At 64.4% G+C, this 17,635-nt stretch carries 15 protein-coding genes; 6 read left to right on the forward strand and 9 right to left on the reverse strand.

Annotated features, from left to right (window positions below; all coding sequences use genetic code 11):
* Positions 1–1,153 (forward strand): S8 family serine peptidase (locus RMO57_RS18305; protein WP_310389084.1); only part of this gene is annotated, 1,153 nt, incomplete at its 5' end.
* Here RMO57_RS18305 and trmB read toward each other — a convergent pair.
* From trmB to RMO57_RS18350, 9 genes are read right to left on the reverse strand one after another with little or no spacing between them, the layout of a single operon-like run.
* On the reverse strand, positions 1,150–1,860 hold the full coding sequence (trmB, locus tag RMO57_RS18310) for a tRNA (guanosine(46)-N7)-methyltransferase TrmB (RefSeq protein ID WP_310389086.1): 711 nt from the start codon (positions 1,858–1,860) through the stop codon (positions 1,150–1,152). The two genes, RMO57_RS18305 and trmB, sit on opposite strands and share 4 nt — an antisense overlap.
* A 35-nt stretch (positions 1,861–1,895) precedes the next feature.
* Positions 1,896–3,215: a thymidine phosphorylase gene (deoA, locus tag RMO57_RS18315; protein WP_310389088.1), complete on the reverse strand. Its 1,320-nt coding sequence runs from the start codon at positions 3,213–3,215 to the stop codon at positions 1,896–1,898.
* A 2-nt stretch (positions 3,216–3,217) separates the two neighbouring features.
* Entirely contained in the window at positions 3,218–3,982 is a 765-nt protein-coding gene (deoC, locus tag RMO57_RS18320) for a deoxyribose-phosphate aldolase (protein WP_310389089.1), read from the reverse strand.
* On the reverse strand, positions 3,979–4,839 hold the full coding sequence (locus tag RMO57_RS18325; protein ID WP_310389091.1) for a purine-nucleoside phosphorylase: 861 nt from the start codon (positions 4,837–4,839) through the stop codon (positions 3,979–3,981). The genes deoC and RMO57_RS18325 overlap by 4 nt, the downstream gene beginning before the upstream one ends.
* Positions 4,839–5,267, reverse strand: a complete 429-nt coding sequence (cdd, locus tag RMO57_RS18330; RefSeq protein WP_310389094.1) for a cytidine deaminase — start codon at positions 5,265–5,267, stop codon at positions 4,839–4,841. The genes RMO57_RS18325 and cdd overlap by 1 nt, the downstream gene beginning before the upstream one ends.
* A gap of 4 nt (positions 5,268–5,271) precedes the next feature.
* Positions 5,272–6,261 (reverse strand): ABC transporter permease, encoded by a 990-nt coding sequence (locus RMO57_RS18335; protein WP_310389097.1) that lies wholly within the window; start codon positions 6,259–6,261, stop codon positions 5,272–5,274.
* The gene (locus RMO57_RS18340; RefSeq protein WP_310389099.1) at positions 6,254–7,375 is read right to left on the reverse strand and encodes an ABC transporter permease; all 1,122 of its coding nucleotides are present in this window, start codon (positions 7,373–7,375) and stop codon (positions 6,254–6,256) included. Before RMO57_RS18340 ends, RMO57_RS18335 begins: the two co-directional genes overlap by 8 nt.
* Complete coding sequence (locus RMO57_RS18345; RefSeq protein ID WP_310389101.1) at positions 7,372–8,949, reverse strand: ABC transporter ATP-binding protein; 1,578 nt, start codon at positions 8,947–8,949, stop codon at positions 7,372–7,374. Before RMO57_RS18345 ends, RMO57_RS18340 begins: the two co-directional genes overlap by 4 nt.
* Positions 8,949–9,950 carry a BMP family ABC transporter substrate-binding protein gene (locus RMO57_RS18350; protein ID WP_310389103.1) on the reverse strand — a complete coding sequence of 334 codons (1,002 nt, stop codon included), beginning with the start codon at positions 9,948–9,950 and terminating at the stop codon, positions 8,949–8,951. The genes RMO57_RS18345 and RMO57_RS18350 overlap by 1 nt, the downstream gene beginning before the upstream one ends.
* A gap of 355 nt (positions 9,951–10,305) precedes the next feature.
* On the opposite strand from RMO57_RS18350, the gene RMO57_RS18355 reads away from it, so the two are divergent.
* From RMO57_RS18355 to feoB, 5 genes are all read left to right on the forward strand, one after another.
* The gene (locus tag RMO57_RS18355) at positions 10,306–12,357 is read left to right on the forward strand and encodes a TonB-dependent receptor (protein WP_310389105.1); all 2,052 of its coding nucleotides are present in this window, start codon (positions 10,306–10,308) and stop codon (positions 12,355–12,357) included.
* Between the two features lie 2 nt (positions 12,358–12,359).
* Positions 12,360–12,902 carry a YfiR family protein gene (locus RMO57_RS18360; protein WP_310389107.1) on the forward strand — a complete coding sequence of 181 codons (543 nt, stop codon included), beginning with the start codon at positions 12,360–12,362 and terminating at the stop codon, positions 12,900–12,902.
* 30 nt (positions 12,903–12,932) lie between these two features.
* A complete protein-coding gene (locus tag RMO57_RS18365; protein ID WP_310389109.1) occupies positions 12,933–15,278 on the forward strand; it encodes an ATP-binding protein in 2,346 nt (781 codons plus the stop codon).
* Between the two features lie 111 nt (positions 15,279–15,389).
* Positions 15,390–15,659 carry a FeoA family protein gene (locus tag RMO57_RS18370; RefSeq protein ID WP_310389111.1) on the forward strand — a complete coding sequence of 90 codons (270 nt, stop codon included), beginning with the start codon at positions 15,390–15,392 and terminating at the stop codon, positions 15,657–15,659.
* Between the two features lie 4 nt (positions 15,660–15,663).
* Positions 15,664–17,550, forward strand: a complete 1,887-nt coding sequence (feoB, locus tag RMO57_RS18375) for a ferrous iron transporter B (RefSeq protein ID WP_310389113.1) — start codon at positions 15,664–15,666, stop codon at positions 17,548–17,550.
* Positions 17,551–17,635 lie beyond the last annotated feature (85 nt).

Genomic DNA, 17,635 nt, shown 5'->3' on the forward strand with positions numbered 1-17,635 from the left:
CGCGCCCGGCAACGCCATCAACGGCAGCACGGTCACCGTCACCGGCGGCGTGCCGACTGCGACCTATGCCGCCTTCTCCGGCACCTCGATGGCCGCGCCCCATGCGTCCGGCGCGCTGGCCGTGGTGATGGAGCGTTTCTCCTATATGAGCAATGCCCAGGCGCTGGAGGTACTGAAGACCACGGCGATCCAGAACGGCAGCATCAACAATGCCGCGGGCACCGCCATCATCAATCCGACGGCCGGCCAGCTGACCCAGGTGCCCGATGCCCGCAATGGCTGGGGCACCGTCAGCCTGCGCCATGCGATGAACGGGCCGGGCCAGTTCCAGGGCCGCTTCGCCGTCGACACGCAGGGCCAGAGCGACAGCTGGTCCAACAATATCTCCGACGTCGCCATCAAGGCGCGCAAGCTGGAAGACCAGACCGAGGCCGGCAGCTGGGCCGCCACCAAGATCGCCAAGGGCTGGACCCAAGGCCTGCCGCCCGGTGCCAGCGCCGACGACCAGACCGAGTACGCGATGGGCGTGGCCCGCGAGACTGCACGCGACGCACGCGTCTATGAGGGCAGCCTGGCCAAGGCCGGCGCCGGCACTCTGGTGCTGAGCGGCGACAACAGCTTCTCGGGCGGCGTCGAGCTGTCGGGCGGCACCCTGGTCGGCCGCTCGGTCAATGCCTTCGGCAGCGGCAATGTCGTGGTGCTGGGCGGCACCCTGGCCGGCCAGGCCCGCATAGGCGGCGATCTGAACAATCTGGGCGGCCTGGTGGTGCTCGGCGAAGACTCGATCGCCACGCTGACGGTGCTGGGCAGCTTCGCCCAAATGTCGAGTGCCGCGCTGGAATTCGATGTGGGTCTGGGCGTGGCCGACTGGCTCAGCGTCGGCGGCAACGCGGTACTGGGCGGCACCTTGCAGTTGAACCTGTCCAGCGACGCCGCTCCGGGCAGCTTCACGCTGTTGACGGCAGGCCATTTGAGTGGCGCCTTCGCCTCGGTCGAGATCAGCGGCCTGGGCGCCGGCTACAACAGCCAGCTCTATTACGACGGCGACAGTCTGCGCTTCGAGATCACCGCCGTGCCCGAGCCGCAGACCTATGCCTTGATGTTGGGTGGGCTGGCGGCGCTGTTGTATCGGCGCCGGCGCGTGCGCGCTTAACGCCGTTTGAACACCACGTCCCAGACGCCGTGGCCGAGCTTGATGCCACGGTTCTCGAACTTGGTCAACGGGCGGTAGGACGGCGTCGGCGCGAAGCCATCAGCGGTGTTTTCCAGCAGCGGCTCGGCGCCCAGCACCTGCAACATCTGCTGAGCGTAGGGCTCCCAATCAGTGGCGCAGTGCAAATAGCCGCCGGGCCGGATGTGCTTGACCAGTTGCGCAATGAATGGCGGCTGGATCAGCCGGCGCTTGTTATGGCGCACCTTGTGCCAGGGGTCGGGAAAGAAGATGTGCACGCCGGCCAGCGAGTCGATTGCGACCATCTGCTCCAGCACGTCGACGGCGTCATGCTGAACGATGCGGATATTGCTCAAACCCCGCTCGTCGATGTGCTTGAGCAGCGCGCCGACGCCGGGCGCGTGGACCTCGCAGCCGATGAAGTCGGTGTCACTGAGCGTCTGCGCGATCGTGGCGGTGGCGTCGCCCATGCCGAAGCCGATCTCGAACACCAGCGGCGCTTCGCGGCCAAATATCTCGACCGGATTCAGCCGCTCCAGCTTGTAGGGCAGCACGAACTTGGGCCCCAGCTCGGCCAGCGCCTTGACCTGGCCCGAGCCCATCCGGCCGGCACGCACGACAAAGCTCTTGATGGGGCGATGCTGGGCCGGGTCTAGCGGTTTTTCTGAGGCTGGCGTGTTGTCTGACATGAAGGGGAAAGCTGAAACGAAACAGGGTCGGAAGTCTAGCCGACGCGGGCCAAGATAGTCGCTGCCGGTTGCCAGCCGCTGCCGTCTTCGCTCAAGCAGCAAGCCGCCTGCAGCTGCGCCACCACGCGCCTCGCCGCCTCCAGGTCCGCCGCATGCACCAGCGCCAAGGGCTCGCCGGCGCGGATCTCTTCACCCAATTGCCGCATGCCGCTCAAACCGACGCGGAAGTCGATCACGTCAGTCGCCTTGCGCCGCCCGCCGCCCAGCTCGACGATGGCGATGCCGATGTCGCGGGTTTGCATCGCGCTCAGGCGGCCGCTGCGCAGGGCCGGCGCCGCGATGATGACGGGCGCGGCGGCCAGATAGGCGGCTGGCCTTTCCATCAGGTCGAGTGGGCCGCCGAGGCCGGCCACCATGCGGGCAAAGCGCTCGGCGGCGGCGCCGCTGTCCAGCGCTTGCTGCAGCTTGGCCATGGCCTCGGCCTGGTCGCGCGCCAGGCCACCCAGCAACAACATCTCCGCGCCCAGCGCCAGAGTGACTTCATGCAGACGCGCATCACGCACGCCCTCGCCTTTCAAATAACGGATCGCCTCCGCCATCTCCAAGGCATTGCCGACCTCGCTGCCCAGCACCTGGTTCATGTCGGTGATCAGCGCCCGCGTCGGCAGGCCGGCGCCATTCGCCACCTCGACGATGCTTTGCGCCAAGTCCTGTGCCATCTCGGGTGTGTCGGCAAAAGCGCCGTTGCCGCACTTCACATCCATCGCCAGGCCTTGCAGACCTGCGGCGAGCTTTTTGGACAGGATGCTGGCGGTGATCAGGGGCACGCTCTCGACCGTCGCCGTGACGTCGCGGGTGGCGTAAAAGCGCCCGTCGGCCGGTGCCAGGTCGGCGGTCTGACCAATCACGGCGCAGCCGACGCCGCGCACCACGCGGTCAAATAGTTCTGCAGATGGCGTGCAGCTGTAGCCGGGAATGGCGTCGAACTTGTCGCGCGTGCCGCCGGTGTGGCCCAGGCCGCGGCCCGAGATCATCGGCACATAGCCGCCGCAGGCCGCCACCAGCGGTGCCAGCATCAGTGACACCTTGTCGCCGACGCCGCCGCTGGAGTGTTTGTCCAGTACCGGCCCCGGCATATCGGGCCAGCTCATCACGCGGCCGGACAACATCATCGCTGTCGTCAGCGCCACGCTCTCGGCCCTGCTCATGCCGCGCAGAAAAACCGCCATGCCCAGAGCGGCGACCTGGCCCTCGCTCCAGCTGCCGTCGACCAGGCCGCGCACAAAGTGTTCAATCTGCGCCACTGACAGCGCCGCGCCATCGCGCTTGGCGCGGATGATCTCCTGGGCCAGCATGGTCAGTAGCTGCTGCTGGTGGCCACGGCGGCGCTACCGGACAAGACCGACTCGATGTCGCTGAGCAAGGCGCTGGCACCGAAGCGCAGCCGCTGTGGGCCAATCGCCGCCGCACCCAAATAGGTCTCGAACAGCTGCAAATAGACCTGCGCCTCGGCGACCGTGCGGATGCCGCCCGAGGCCTTGAAGCCGGCCGACCCGAGGCCGCTAACCTTGATTTCATGCAGGATCACGGCGGCCGCTTTCGGCGTCGCCGACAGCTTGGTTTTGCCGGTGCTGGTCTTGACGAAATCGGCGCCGGCCATCAAGGCCAGCCGCGCGCCCTGCGCGATCAAATCAGGCGTCAGGAGCTCGCCGCTTTCGATGATGACCTTCAGCGTCAGCGGCCGCGTCGCATGGCGAACCTCGGCCAGAAACTCCGCGCACTCGACCGTCTGACCCTTCATCAAGGCCCGGTAAGGCAGCACCACATCGACCTCGTCGCCACCGGCGGTGGCGATCTCTTGCACATCGGCCAGCGCGCGCGCCAGGTCCAAGTCGCCGGCGGGGAAGTTGGCAACCGCTGCAACGCGGATCGAGGCCGGCAGCAGCGCGCGCGCCTGGGCGACAAAGCGCGGCCAGACGCAGACAGCAGCAACCGGACCGAACGGGGTTTGCGCCCGCGCACACAAGGCCTCGATATCGGCCGGCGTGTCGGCGTCATTCAGGCTGGTCAGGTCCAGGCATTGCAGCGCTTGGGCAGCGGCGAGCTGCAGAGTTGTCGTCATGGCGCTGCCGCCACTTGCAGCGAAGGCAGCTCGGCCAAACCGGCCACCACCGCGCCCAGGAAGTTGGCGGCGCGCTCGCCCGACAAGCTGGCTTGTTGCAGCGTCAAAGCATGCGTCAGCGCCTCGGCCGACAGGCCGGCGGCCATATTCGTCATCAAGGCCAAGCCCATCACGCGCAGGCCGGCGTGGCGGGCCAGGATGGTCTCGGGCACGGTGCTCATGCCGACGGCGTCGGCCCCCCAGGCGGCGAACATGCGGATCTCGGCCGGCGTCTCGAACTGCGGGCCCAGCGCCCAGCAATAAACGCCCTCACCCAACATCAGGTTCTGCGCCTGCGCGACCTTCTTGGCGTGCGCTCGCAGCTCGGCGTCATAGGCATGGCTCATGTCGACAAAGCGTTCGCTGCCCTGCTCGCCGACCAGCGGCGAGCGCTGCGGCGCGTTGATGTGGTCGCTGATCAGCATCAGGCTGCCGGGGCTCATATTCGCTCGCAAAGAGCCCGAGGCGTTGGTTTGCAAGAGCACTTGCACACCCCAGCGCTTCAAGCTGCGCAGGGCGCCGGCCATGCCGGTGCAGTCGCCACTCTCGTAGGTGTGGGCACGGCCGCGCAGCATCACGACACGCTGCGCGCCGATACTGCCGACGACGATCTCGTTGACATGGCCTTCAACCTTGGGTTGCGGGAAAGCGGCCAGCTCGGCATAGGACAGGTGTTTGGCGTCTTGCACCAGACTGACCGCACCGGCCCAGCCCGAGCCCAGCACCACGGCCACGGCGGGCGCGGCACCGAACAAATCGTTCAGCTTGGCGACGGTGGCGTCAATCGCGATATTGAGGGTCTTGTTTTCTTCAATCATTACTTTTTAACTCCACTGACGGTGAGATGTTCGGGGCCGAAGCTGAAGGGCAGCAATTCGCCCAGCGTCCACTGCTGTTTGATGCCTGCGGGATCGCCGGCGATGATCAACAAATCTTGGCCGGCAAACTCGCGCAGCTTTTGCCGACAACCGCCGCAGGGCGTGATCACATCCGGGCCGGGGCCGGTCACCAGCACGGCGGTCGCACGTTTGCCGCCGGCCATCACCATCGCGGTCAGGGCCGAGGCCTCGGCGCACCAGCCTTGCGGGTAGGCGGCATTTTCGATATTCGTGCCGACATGGATGCGGCCCTGCTCGTCCAACAAGGCGGCGCCGACCGCATAGCCCGAGTACGGCGAATGGGAATGCGCGCGGGCAGCCAGCGACGCTTGCAGCAACTGGTCTTGAACGTCTTGGTTGAGTTTCATTTTTTCAACGCTCCTTCACATAAGGCCGGCCCAGCGCCTTGGGCGCCAGGGCCTGGCCGATAAAGCCGGCCAACAAGACGACGGTCAGCAAATAAGGCAGAGCCTGGATCAGCTGTACCGGGATCTCGGCGCCGCCCAAGCCGACCGGCAAATGCGCGCCCTGCAGGCGGATCGCCACCGCGTCCAAAAAGCCGAACAGCAAACAGGCGAACATCGTCGTTAAGGGTTTCCACTTGCCGAAGATCATCGCCGCCAGCGCGATATAGCCGCGCCCCGCCGTCATATTGGGCGAGAAGGCCGCATTCTGCGCCAGCACCAAGTAACTACCCGCCAAGCCGCACAGCAGGCCGTTGATCATCAGCGCGGCATAACGCAGCCGCGGCACGGACACACCGGCGGCGTCGACCATGGCCGGGTTCTCGCCGACCGCGCGCAAACGCAGGCCCGGCTTGGTGCGTTCCAGAAAAAACCACATCCCGGCCACCAGCGCAAAGGCCAGATAGACCATGATGTTGTGGCTCAGCAAGCCGTGGCCGACCACCGCACCCAGCCAAGGGCCCAGGTCCGCGACCGCGCCGTCCAGCTCGCTCCAGGCCGGGATCAGGCCGGTCAGGCGCACCTCGGCCGCCACCGGCGGGGTCTGCCCGCCCTGTTGAAACCAGGCAATGCCCAAGACCACGGTCAAGCCGGCCGCCACCATATTGATGGCCACGCCCGACACCACCTGGTCGCCCCGGTGCGTGACGCAGGCAAAGCCGTGGATCAGGGACAGCGCGCAGGCCACGGCGATCGCGGCCAGCAGCCCCAAGCCGGTGGATTGGCTGACACTGGCAGCGGCGGCGGCGGCAAAGGCGGCGAACAGCATCTTGCCCTCCAGGCCGATGTCAACGACGCCGGAACGCTCACTCACTAGGCCGGCCAGCGCGCACAACAACAGCGGCGTGCTGACGCGCAGCGTCGACGCCAGCACGGAGCCGATCAAGACCTCATCCACGGGCGGCCTCCTTACGCTTGAGCACTGAGTAAATACGGCCAAACAGCGGCGCGCTGACGCTCGCCATTGCGCCGGCAAACAAGACGATCAAACCCTGCGCCGTCACCACCATTTCACGGCTGAAGCCGGGCAGCTCGAACGACACCTCGACGCCGCCTTGATACAGCACGCCGAACAGCAGCGAAGCCAACACGATGCCGACCGGGTGGTTGCGCCCCATCAGGGCGACGGCGATGCCGGTGAAGCCGGCGCCGGCGACGAAGTCCAGCGTCAACTTGCCCTGCACGCCGGAGATCTCATTGACCGCCACCAGGCCGGCCAAGGCGCCCGACAAGCCCATCGCCAGCATGATCTGCCAGCGCGGCTTGATGCCGGCGTAATGCGCAGCACGCGGCGCATTGCCGACCGCGCGCAAGGCGTAGCCGGCCGCACTCTTCCACAAAAACCAATGCACGAAGAAGCAGGCCAGCAGCGCCAGCAGCAGGCTCAGATTCAGCGGCGACGAGGGCAGCTCCAGGCCAAACTTGGCGGCCATCTCGTGCAGCGCCGGCATGCGGGCCGAGTCGGCAAAGGCCACGCTCTCCACCGACATGCTGCCCTTGGGCCGCAGCCAGTTGACCAGCAAATAGACATTCAGGCTACTCGCCAGGAAGTTGAACATGATGGTGGTGATCACCACATGGCTGCCGCGCCAGGCCTGCAAGGCGGCCGGCACCAGGGCCCAGGCCATGCCGAACAGCGCAGCGGCCAGGACCAGCAGCGGCAGCAATATCGCGGCGGGCAACAAGGGCCCGAGGCTGAGCGCCAGCAGGCCCAAGCCGACACCGCCCAGCGTCGCTTGGCCCTCACCGCCGATATTGAACAGGCCGCCGTGAAAAGCCACCGCGACGGCCAGGCCGGTGAAGATAAAGGTGGTCGTGTAATACAGCGTGTAGCCGATGCCGCGCGCATTGCCCAAAGCGCCCTGCAAAAGCACGCTGAGCGCTTGCAGCGGGCTCTGGCCAATCACCAGCACGACCAGGCCGGCGACGGCCATGGCAACGGCCAGATTCCACAGCGGCAACAGGCCGACATCGATCCAGCGCGGCAGCGCCGTGCTTTGATGGGCGCTCATGCGGCGATCTCGTCAACTTGCGCCGCCATCAGCAGGCCCAAGCTCTTCTCGTCACAGTCTGCAATCTCCAACTCTCCGGTCACGCGGCCACCATTCATCACGATCACACGGTCCGCCAAGGCCAAAATTTCGTCCAGCTCGCTGCTGACCAAGAGCACCGCACAGCCGGCATCGCGCAGCGCGCGCAGCTGGCCGTGGATGAACTCGATCGCGCCGATGTCGACGCCGCGCGTCGGCTGGCCGACCAGCAAAACGCTTGGCGCCTGACCGATTTCACGCGCCATCACCAATTTTTGCTGATTGCCGCCGGAGAACTTGGACGAGCCCAGTTCAACATCGCGCGGCCGCACATCAAAACGTTCTTGCATCTGCGCCGTTTGCTCGCGCATGAGGGCCTGATTCATGCTCAAACCCGCCGGCCCGCTGCGGTAGCTGGGTAGGTTCTGATAACCCAGCACGGCGGTTTCCCAAGCCGGGAAACTCATCACCATCGCGCAGGCATGGCGGTCTTCGGGCACATGGGCGAGTTTCAGCTCGCGCGCTTGGCGCGGGTTCAACCAGGTGCCGCCCGCCGCATCAAAGGTCGTCGAGCCGAGCTGCAGCAGGCCCGCCTCGGGGGCCACCATGCCGGACAAAACCTCCAGCAATTCGCTCTGGCCATTGCCCGACACGCCGGCCACGCCGACGATCTCGCCGGCACAGAGCTTCAAGCCCACCCCTGCCAAGACCGCCACCCCATTGGCGGCACGCATCTGCAGGCCGCTGGCCAGCAGGCGGACCTGCGCTGGATCGGCCGAAACCTGGCTGGCCTTGCGGCCCAAATTGACCTTGCGCCCGACCATGGCCTGGGCCAGATCCTCGGCGCTGGTGTCGGCAATTGAGGTGGTCTGCACGATCTGACCGGCCCGCATCACGGTGACGGTGTCGCACAGCGCCATCACCTCCTTGAGCTTGTGCGTGATCAACAGAATCGTCACGCCGCCGGCCCGCAAGCGGCGCAGCGTGTCGAACAGTTGCAGGGTTTCCTGCGGTGTCAGCACGGCGGTCGGCTCGTCCAGAATCAGCACCCGGGCGCCCCGGTACAGCGCCTTCAAAATCTCCAGCCGCTGCAACTCGCCGACCGGCAAATCGCCGACCAGCGCGTCCAGTCGCACATGCAAGCCGGTCTCCTGCATCAAGGTCTGTAACTTGGCCCGCACCTGGCGCGCGCCGCTGACCAAGAAGAAGCCCGGCTCGGCGCCCAGCATCACGTTGTCCAGACAGCTCAAGGTGTCCACCAACATGAAATGCTGATGCACCATGCCGATGCCCAGCGCGATCGCCTGCTGCGAGTTGGCGACAGTGACCGGCTGGCCGCCCACTTCAATGGCACCGGAGTCGGCCTGGTAATAGCCGTACAGGATCGCCATCAAGGTGCTCTTGCCCGCGCCGTTTTCGCCGACCAGGCCGTGCACCGTGCCGGCCGCAACTGTCAGGCTGACCGCGCGGTTGGCCTGCACGGCGCCGAAGCGCTTGGAGATCTCGGACAGGCGGACGGCGGGCGCCAACGCGCCATGGCTTGCTGCACTACTCATCAATATTTGCAGACGCCGTCCGCCATGTAGTCGGCAACGCGGATCTTGCCGGCAATGATGTCGGCCTTGATCGCCTCGACCTTGGCCTTCAAGGCCGGCGTCACCAGCTTGGCGTTGTGCTGATCCAGCGCGTATTCGACCCCGCCGTCCTTCAGCCCCAGCACGGTGGTGCCGGGCTTCCAGCCCTTGAGCACGTTGTAGACCGCCACATCGACGTTCTTGACCATCGAGGTCAGCATGGTGCCGGGCTGCAGATGGTTCTGGTTACTGTCCACACCAATCGCCAGCCGGCCGGCGTCCTTGGCGGCCTGGTAGACACCCGAGCCGGTGCCACCGGCGGCGGCGAAGACCACGTCCGAGCCCTTGGCGAATTGCGCCTTGGCCAGCTCGCCGCCACGGGTCGGGTCGTTCCAGGCGCTCGACGTCGTGCCGGTCATGTTCGAGAACACCTCGGCCTTGGGATTGGTGGCGCGAGCGCCTTGCTCGTAGCCGCACTGGAACTTGCGAATCAGGGGAATGTCCATGCCGCCGACAAAGCCGACCTTGCCGGTCTTGCTGGCCAGCACGGCCATGGCGCCGACCAGATAGCTGCCCTCATGCTCCTTGAACAGCAGCGACTGCACATTGGGCAGCTTGACCTCGGCATCGATGATGGCGAATTGGGTCTTGGGGAATTCCTTGGCGACTTGCTCCAGCGCCGAGGCCTGGGCGAAGCCGACGCTGATGATGGGGCTGGCGCCACGCTCGGCCATGCGGCGGATCGCCTGCACGCGCTGGGTGTCGTTGCTGATCTCGAACTCGAGATAGGGCTTGCCGGTCTCTTTCTTCCAGCGCTCGACGCCCCGGTAAGCCGACTCATTGAAGGACTTGTCGAACTTGCCGCCCATATCGAAGATCACGGCGGGCTTGGTCTGAGCCTGGGCGGCCAGCCCAGCCAAGGACAAAGCCAGCGCCAAGGCGGTGCGCGCAGGGGAAGCAAAACACTTCGGAGAAGCAATCATGGCTGGGGAGCTTAGGCTAAAAATCATCTGCACAAATAACCGGAACAATGGTCTCGCCCGGGCGACCCCGGACAAGGAGCACGCATTGTAGGAAATTTGCGCGTGCAGCCGGGTAAAGGTAAACGCTAAACGTTTGCGCGCTCGATTTTTGGCAACTGAACGCTGTTTGCGGTCGCCCCAAGGAAGCCGAACTTGTGCCCCGTTATTGCCTTCAGGTTGGGTGTTTTATGCCGCCAGAGTCTGTCCAGACAAGGGCATTGCATTGGCAAAGCCGCTGCCCCGCACTCAAGTACAGTTCAGCGCCGCCATCGGCGCTACGACAACCTGCTCCAGTCTCCCGAACCGACCCTCACGCATGCGATCCACCTCGTTTTTCTGCCTCGCCCTTGCCTGCATTGCCAATGCCTCTGCGCAGGACAGCTCGGTAGACCTGACCTCGCTGCCGTTTGAGAAGTTGACACAGACCGATGTCATCACCGCCTCAAAACTGGCCCGCCAAGTCAGCGATTCCCCCGCCGCGGTGTCGATCGTGACCGCCGCCGATATTCGGACCTTCGGCTACCGCACGTTGGCCGACGTCATCAACAGCATGCGCGGGCTTTACACCACTTTTGATCGCCGCTATGAATATCTGGGCGGGCGGGGTTTCGGGGCGCCGGGAGATTATGTCGGCCGCATCATGGTGCTGATCGACGGCAGCGCGACCCAAGACAATCTCTATAACCAAGCCTATATCGACAATGCGGGTCTGATTGACCTGGATTTGATTGACCGGGTCGAATATGTGCCGGGCACCGGCTCGGTCACCTACGGCAATAACGCCTTGCTGGGCATCATCAATGTCATCACCAAGAAAGGCAGCGATTTCAATGCGCTGCAGGTGGCCGGCGAGGTCTTCAGCAACGGCGGCCACAAACAGCGCATCAGTGCCGGTAAGCGGCTTGACAACGGGCTGGATGTGCTGCTGTCGGCCTCTTGGCTCAAAAGTGACGGGCAGGATCTCTACTTCCCCTACTTCGATACCCCGCGCCAAAACAAGGGCTGGGCAATCAATCAGGACTTCGAGGAAAACCGGCGCCTATTCGGCAAATTTGAATTCAATGGCTTGAGCTTGCAAGCCAGCAGCGTGAGCCGAACCAAGGCCGCGCCCTTGCCCAGGCGCGAAGATGGTTTCAATAAAATCTATCAGCTGGTGGATGAGACCAGCCACGCCAGCGCCAAATATGACTTCAATCTCAGCCCTGATTTCAAATCGGTGTCGCGCTTGTATTACGGCCTGTACGAGGACAAAACACTACGCGAATATGGCGATGTCAATCCAGTCGCGCAGTTTCGCCTGAATCAAAACAAAGGCCAATGGTGGGGCCTGGATCAGAAATTTGCGCTGACACGTTTTGTCGGGCATTTGATCGTGTTCGGCGCCGAATACCGGGATGATTTCAAGCAAGAGTTTTCGCCGGTGGCGCTGGACTCGAACCGCGTCGAGCAGTTCAGCTATCACCGATTCCCCTACACCAACAAGACCTACAGCCTGTACGCCACCGACGAATTCATCTTGAGCCCCCAGGTCAGCGCCAATCTGGGCCTGCGCTACGACAAACCCGATGCGATTGACTGCTCGGTCGACCCCTGCATCCGTTTCGCCCACAAGGCGGCGCTGAGCCCGCGCCTGGCGCTGGTCTACCAAGCGGCGCCGGAAACCACCGTCAAGGCCTCCTACAGCCGGGCCTTTCGCCTGCCCAATCCCTATGACGTCAGCGCCTCCAAGCAGTCCGATGCGTTCAAGCCTGAGCAAGTGACCGCGACCGAGTTGGTCTTGCTGCATGACGTCAGCCCGGCCCTGCGGCTGACCGGCTCCGTCTACCGCTACATCCTGGCGGATCAACATTACCGCTCGGCCGCCACCGGTTTGGATGTCTTCGCGGGCCGCAGCAAAACCCATGGTGCCGAGCTGCAAATCGATCAAAGCTGGGCCGGCGACGTGCAACTGCGAGCCAGCGCCGCTTGGCAAAACGCGACGGACGCGGAAGGCCGCAAGCTGGTCAATTCGCCGCGCTCGCTGGCCAAATTCAACCTCAGTCTGCCGGCCATGGACAGTGCCCTGCGACTCGGCATCGAGGCGCAGTACCAAGGCTCGCGCATCACCAAAGAGTTGCGCGACAACAACTACATCGTGGTGCGCCCAGGCCGCCCCTTGGGCGGCATCACCCTGCTCAATCTGACCCTGACGACGGCGCAGCGCTGGAACGGCGTCGGCGCCGCCTTCAGCATCAAGAACGCTTTGGATCGGCGCTACGCGGTGCCGAGCTCCATCGTCCGGCATCAGCAAGACGGCCCGGTGCTGGACAGCATGGAGATGGACGGGCGAACGTTCTGGCTGCAACTGAGCTGGGACTTTTGGAAATAAGGATGAGACGTCCTTTTCTCCACAATGCCTTGTTGCTGCTGACTGGCCTGTGCGGGCCGGCTTGGCTGCCCTTGAACGCCCAGACACGAGCCGTGCCCGAGTACATGATGAAGGCCAGCTATCTCTACAACTTCATGGTCTTCGCCGAATGGCCCGCCAGCACCGACGGCCCGAGCCCGCCGGAAGGGCTGCTGCTGTGCGTGCTGGGTCAGGACAATTTTGGCCAGGCCTTGAACGATCTGGAGGGCAAAACCGTCAACGGCCGGCGCCTCAGCGTGAGCCGCCTGAATGGTTTGACCCATGTCAGGAAATGCCAGCTGCTGTTCGTCACCGAGCAGGAGGCGCCGAATATGCAGGCGATCCTGAAGCATCTGGCCGACGCGCCGGTGTTGACCGTGGCCGACACGCCGGTGGCGGCGGGCGCGGCAATTCTGTTGTCGCTGGACGGCAAGCGACTGATTTTTGATGTCAATATGCAGCGCACCAAAAAGGTCGGCATCACGCTGTCATCCAAGGTCTTGCAACTGGCCAGAAGCACCCACTAAAGCCGCGTCGCGGCGCCAAGAAATCCATCCGTGAGCACATCAAGCACCCGTCCAAACCGAGACCTGCATCAACCCAGCCAAGGCTCCTTGGTCACCCGGCTTGAGCACATCCTTGCAGCCGCCTTGGCCGCCGCCCTGTTGATATCGCTGCTCTTGATCACGCTGCAAGAGGCCGCCATGCAACGGGCCGCCGTCATCGAGGGCAGCCAGGCCTGGCTCAACACCTTGGCCGTGCAAGCAGCGTCGCCGCTGGTCTTTGATGACGACAAGGCGGCTGGCGAAATTTTGCGCGCCGCCAGTATTTATCCCGGCCTGCAGTCGGTCTACATCCTGCGTGCCAATGGCAGCATCATCGCCAGCCACTTGAGCGAAGGGCAGACGGGCATGTCTTTGGCCGAGCTGCAGACGCCGGCACCCAGCCGGCTGTTTGACAGCGCGCTGCTGCTGGTCTCGCCCGTCATGCTGTCCGAGGCGCAGGTCGGCAGCATCGTCGCCCAGGTTGACCTGACGCGCATGTCGCGCTCGATTGTTCAGTTCGGCCTGGCCTTGCTACTGACGCTGGGGCTGTCGGGGGCGGCCGCCTTGGCTCTGGCGCGGCGCTTCTTGCACCGTGCGCTGGCGCCCATCACTGGCCTGAAGCAGGTGATGGATGAGGTCTCGCAGCGTGAGAAGTTCACCGTGCGCGCCCAAGTAGTGGCGAATGATGAAGTCGGCGCCTTGAGCGCCGTGTTCAACCGCATGCTCGATCAGATCGTCAGGCGTGACAGCCAGTTGGAGGAAAGCAATCTGCGCCTGCTGGCCTTGAAAGACGCGGCCGAGCAGGCCTCAATCTTGAAGAGCGCCTTCTTGGCCATGATGAGCCATGAGTTGCGCACGCCGATGGCCGGCATTCTGGGCATGCTCAAGCTGGGTCTGCGCGGGCAGATGGAGCCGCTGGCGCGCGAGCGGGTCGAGTTGGCCAGCAAGAATGCGCAAGCCCTGCTGCAAATCGTCAATGATTTGCTCGACGTCTCCAAGATCGAGGCCGGCAAGCTCAAGCTGGAAAACGTGGACTTCGCCCTGCGACCCTTGCTCGACGACGCGATGCAATTGCTGACCGAACGCGCGGGGCAAAAAAGCATTCAGCTTGAGCTGCATCTGGACCCGCAAATTCCGGCCTATCTGCAAGGTGACCCGACCCGGCTGCGCCAAGTACTGTTGAACCTGGTCGGCAACGCCATCAAGTTCACCGAACGGGGCGGCGTCACGGTGGCCGCCAGCCTCGGCGCCAGCACGCCGCATCCCGGCATGGTGTCCGTCTATCTCGCGGTGCAGGACTCGGGGCTGGGCATCAGCGAAGAAGCCCAGAGCCGCTTGTTCCAGAAATTCGAGCAGGCCGATATGTCGACCACGCGCAACTTTGGCGGCACCGGCCTGGGGCTGTCCATTTGCAAGCAGCTGGTGGAGTTGATGGGCGGGCGCATCGGCTTGCACAGCAAGTTGGGCCAGGGCAGCACTTTTTACTTTGAGGTGCCGCTCGCGATTGGCCAGCAACCGACGCAAGAGCCGCTCGAAGCGCTGCCGCCACATGAACATCAACTGCATGTGCTGGTGGCCGAGGATGCGCAGACCAATCAGCTGATCATCAAGGCCTTGTTGAGCGATATGGGGCATCAGGTGAGCCTGGTGAAGAACGGCGAGCTGGCGCTGCAAGCTCTTGCTCAAGCCGCCTTTGACCTGGTCTTGATGGATGGCCGCATGCCGGTGATGGACGGCCTAGAGGCGACCGCCCATATTCGGGCCGGCCATTGGCGGGAGCTTGTGTTCGCCGACACTAGCATCCCCATCGTTGCGCTGACGGCGAATGCGTCCGAGCAGGACCGGGCGCGCTTCCTGAGCGCTGGCATGGTGGGCTTTTTGAGCAAACCGATTGATGAGCGCGAGCTGCACCGGGTGCTCAGCCAGGTGATCGAGGACCGCCGTCGCTCGGGGCTGGCGCTGAAACCGCGCGGCACCCAGGATCCGTCGACTCAGGCAGACGGCGCATCGACACCCGAGGCGGATACGCCGCCGGCACCGATCAGCAAACAAGAGCTGCGAGCGCAACGCGTTCGCGAGCTCAAAAGCCAGATGTCATCGGCCTTTCGAGAGCAGCTGCCGCTGCGCCTGCAAGAAATTGATGCCGCCGTCGACAGTCAGGACTGGCATGCCGCCGCCATCACCGTGCATGGCATCAAAGGCTGCCTAGCCTTTATCGAGCCGAGCGGCAATAGCTACGAGCTGTGCGATGCACTGGAGCGCAATGCCGACCTGCGCCAGGGCGAGGCCTTTGTGACCAGTTATCAACAGTTGAAGCTGGCGCTTGAGCAAAACTTGAGTCGCTCGCAACGGTCCTGAACTGCGGGGCGGGCTGCCGAGCAGATGGTTTCGTGCGCCTATTTTGTGCGCCTATAATGAGAATCATTCTTGATTACACATGATTGCACACACGCCGAGCTCAGACCCCCCATGAAAAGCGCATTGAATGACAGTTTGGCGATGGCCGCCATCGGCGCGCCGATGAGCGTGGTCGGCGTGAGCTCGCCCAGCTACGCCCCTGAATGGGCGGCATGGCTGGAAGAGCTCGGTTTTTGGCCCGGCGAGGCGGTCTGCGTGATGGCGCGCGGCCTGCCGGGCGCCGACCCGCTGGTGGTGCGGATCGGCCAATCCACCTTTGCACTGCGCCGGGCCGAGGCGGCTTGCATCAGCGTGCGGGCCCAATCTCTGAGCGAGGCCTGAGCTGATGCGTGAAGCCATCATTCACCTGCATCCCAGCGGGCCCTTGTTGGCGCTGGTGGGCAATCCGAATTGCGGCAAGACCGCCCTCTTCAATCGGCTGACCGGCAGCCAGCAAAAAGTCGCCAACTATGCCGGCGTGACGGTCGAGCGCAAAGAGGGACGCCTGCGCAGCGCCGCCGGCAAGACCTTGCGTCTGCTCGACCTGCCCGGCACCTATAGCCTGCACCCACGCTCACCGGACGAACGGGTGACCTGCGATGTGTTGGCCGGCCGCGCGCGCGGCGAGAAGCGGCCCGATCTGGTGATCTGCGTACTGGACGCCACCAATCTGCGCCGCACCCTGCGCTTGGTGCTGGCGGTCAAACGACTGGGTCTGCCCTGCGTGGTGGCCCTCAATATGACCGACTTGGCCGATCGCCGCGGCATCCACATCGACGCCCAAGCGCTCTCAAAAGCGATCGGGGTGCCGGTGATCCGAACCGTGGCCACCCAAGGCATTGGCGTTGACGAGTTGAAACTGCTGCTCGACCAAAGTGCCGTCTGGTCCGCCGGCATCAACGCCGTACCCGAGTTGAACTCGGCCATTGAGCAAGCCGCCGACCATGAGCAGGTACGCAAGATTTTGCAGGCGCTGGACCTGGACCGGGCTTTGCCGCATTTACCGAGCGACCGCATCGACCGTGTCTTGCTGCATCAGGTCGTCGGCCCGCTGATTCTGCTGGCTGTTTTGTTCTTCTTGTTTCAGGCCGTCTTCAGCTGGGCCGAGGGACCAATGAACCTGATCGAAGCGGCGATGGGCTGGCTGGGTCAGCAGGCCGGCGCCCATCTTGCGGAGGGCTGGCTGCACAGCCTGATTGTTGACGGCCTGATCGCCGGCGTCGGCGGCGTGCTGGTCTTTTTGCCGCAGATCCTGATCCTGTTCTTCTTCATCCTGGTGTTGGAGGAATCCGGCTATCTGCCGCGCGCCGCCTTCTTGCTTGACCGTTTGATGGGCAGCGTGGGCCTGTCCGGGCGCAGCTTCATCCCGCTGCTGTCGAGTTTTGCCTGCGCCATCCCCGGCATCATGGCGACGCGCTCAATCGCCAATCCGCGTGACCGCTTGGTCACCATCATGATCGCCCCCTTGATGACCTGCTCGGCAAGGCTGCCGGTCTATGCCTTGCTGATCGGCGCCTTTATCCCGCAGCAAACCCTGCTGGGCGGACTTGAGCTGCAAGGCTTGGTGCTGCTGGGCCTGTATCTGGCCGGCATAGGCGGCGCCATGGCCGTGGCCTGGGTGCTCAAACGTTTCACCAGCGGCGCGCAAGTGCGCCCGCTGATGATGGAGCTGCCCAGCTACCACTGGCCCAACCCGCGCAATGTGCTGATTGGCCTGTGGCAGCGCGCCGCCATCTTCATCAAGCGGGTGGGCGGCATCATCCTGACGCTGACCCTGTTGCTGTGGGCGCTGTCCAGCTTCCCCGGCAAACCCGAGGGCGCGCCCGGCGCGGCGATCGAATACAGCGTGGCCGGCATGCTGGGCCGCGGGCTGGCCCATGTGTTTGAGCCGATCGGTTTCAACTGGCAGATCAGCTTGGCCCTGGTACCGGGCCTGGCCGCGCGGGAAATCGCCATCAGCGCGCTCGGCACCGTCTATGCGCTGTCGGCCAGCGCCGAAGACGCCGCGCAAGCGCTGACCCCCTTGATCGCGCAAAGCTGGAGCCTGCCGACCGCGCTGTCCTTGCTGGCCTGGTTTGTGTTTGCCCCGCAATGCCTGGCCACCTTGGCGGCGGTGCGGCGCGAGACCGGCGGCCTGCGCATGCCCTTGATCATGGCCGGCTATTTGTTCGGCCTGGCCTATCTGGCGTCCTTCATCACCTTCCGGGTCAGCAGCTGGCTGCTGGCGGGCTGAGGCCCGCAGCGCCAGTCAACGCATCATGGCGCGGATCGAGCCGCACACGCTCAGCAGTTGCGGCCCGTCCATGCGCCCGATGATG

Source organism: Roseateles sp., assembly GCF_031397715.1.
Lineage (GTDB): Bacteria > Pseudomonadota > Gammaproteobacteria > Burkholderiales > Burkholderiaceae_C > Paucibacter_A.

Bases quoted from the DNA above. Each gene is read 5' to 3' on its own strand.
- trmB (WP_310389086.1), bottom strand. From the start codon at position 1,860: ATGTCAGACAACACGCCAGCCTCAGAAAAACCGCTAGACCCGGCCCAG.
- deoA (WP_310389088.1), bottom strand. From the start codon at position 3,215: ATGCTGGCCCAGGAGATCATCCGCGCCAAGCGCGATGGCGCGGCGCTG.
- deoC (WP_310389089.1), bottom strand. From the start codon at position 3,982: ATGACGACAACTCTGCAGCTCGCCGCTGCCCAAGCGCTGCAATGCCTG.
- RMO57_RS18325 (WP_310389091.1), bottom strand. From the start codon at position 4,839: ATGATTGAAGAAAACAAGACCCTCAATATCGCGATTGACGCCACCGTC.
- cdd (WP_310389094.1), bottom strand. From the start codon at position 5,267: ATGAAACTCAACCAAGACGTTCAAGACCAGTTGCTGCAAGCGTCGCTG.
- RMO57_RS18340 (WP_310389099.1), bottom strand. From the start codon at position 7,375: ATGAGCGCCCATCAAAGCACGGCGCTGCCGCGCTGGATCGATGTCGGC.
- RMO57_RS18345 (WP_310389101.1), bottom strand. From the start codon at position 8,949: ATGAGTAGTGCAGCAAGCCATGGCGCGTTGGCGCCCGCCGTCCGCCTG.
- RMO57_RS18350 (WP_310389103.1), bottom strand. From the start codon at position 9,950: ATGATTGCTTCTCCGAAGTGTTTTGCTTCCCCTGCGCGCACCGCCTTG.
- RMO57_RS18355 (WP_310389105.1), top strand. From the start codon at position 10,306: ATGCGATCCACCTCGTTTTTCTGCCTCGCCCTTGCCTGCATTGCCAAT.
- RMO57_RS18360 (WP_310389107.1), top strand. From the start codon at position 12,360: ATGAGACGTCCTTTTCTCCACAATGCCTTGTTGCTGCTGACTGGCCTG.
- RMO57_RS18370 (WP_310389111.1), top strand. From the start codon at position 15,390: ATGAAAAGCGCATTGAATGACAGTTTGGCGATGGCCGCCATCGGCGCG.
- feoB (WP_310389113.1), top strand. From the start codon at position 15,664: ATGCGTGAAGCCATCATTCACCTGCATCCCAGCGGGCCCTTGTTGGCG.